Below are 559 nucleotides of genomic sequence, written 5' to 3'. Positions count from 1 at the left end.
GTGACCAATGAGGCAATCCAATTATTCGTTCCTGGTAAGACAGCGAAAGATGCGACACAATATAAATCAACATTAACTTGGGAATTATCTAATACACCTGGTAGTAGCGGTGTAGAAGAAGAAAATGACGAAGTATAATCCAGATTTAGGATCGGTGGAAGGCAAGCTATTTTAGATTATAGAAACAAATGACGTAGCGTTACAATTTTGTAGCGCTACTCTCTTTAAAGGAAGGGGTAAACGAATGAAACAAGCAAGTACATATCGAAAAAAGAAAATCCAACAAGCGGGGATGGTACTGCTTCTATTATTGGTTAGTTTATTGGTACCGATGCGCGTGGGGGCAGAAGAAGGAACGTTGAATTTCTATGTAACACCGGAGTTCTCAGACAATCAAAAGTCAGGAAATGATCGTTATTTTCAATTAAATCCTGCGCCAGATGCGACAGAAAAGTTGACATTGAAACTACAAAACGCCAATGCCGAAGCAAAGAAAATCAAAATTACGCCACATACTGCGTATACGAACGTGATGGGGGTCGTCGAATACGGACAAGAC

General features: G+C 40.1%; 2 protein-coding genes. Both read left to right on the top strand.

Features of this window, described 5'->3' with window-relative positions; translation table 11 throughout:
* Positions 1-138: a WxL domain-containing protein gene (locus P3R27_RS14660; RefSeq protein WP_404830972.1), complete on the top strand. Its 138-nt coding sequence runs from the start codon at positions 1-3 to the stop codon at positions 136-138.
* Positions 139-244: 106 nt separating this feature from the next.
* Positions 245-559, top strand: a 315-nt coding sequence (locus P3R27_RS14655; RefSeq protein ID WP_301399159.1) for a WxL protein peptidoglycan domain-containing protein, incomplete at its 3' end; no start/stop codon positions are given.

It is taken from the genome of Enterococcus spodopteracolus (assembly GCF_030441955.1).
GTDB lineage: Bacteria > Bacillota > Bacilli > Lactobacillales > Enterococcaceae > Enterococcus_B > Enterococcus_B spodopteracolus.
The sequence above is the reverse complement of the archived record's forward strand: the minus strand, read 5'-3'. Positions and strand labels throughout refer to the sequence as shown.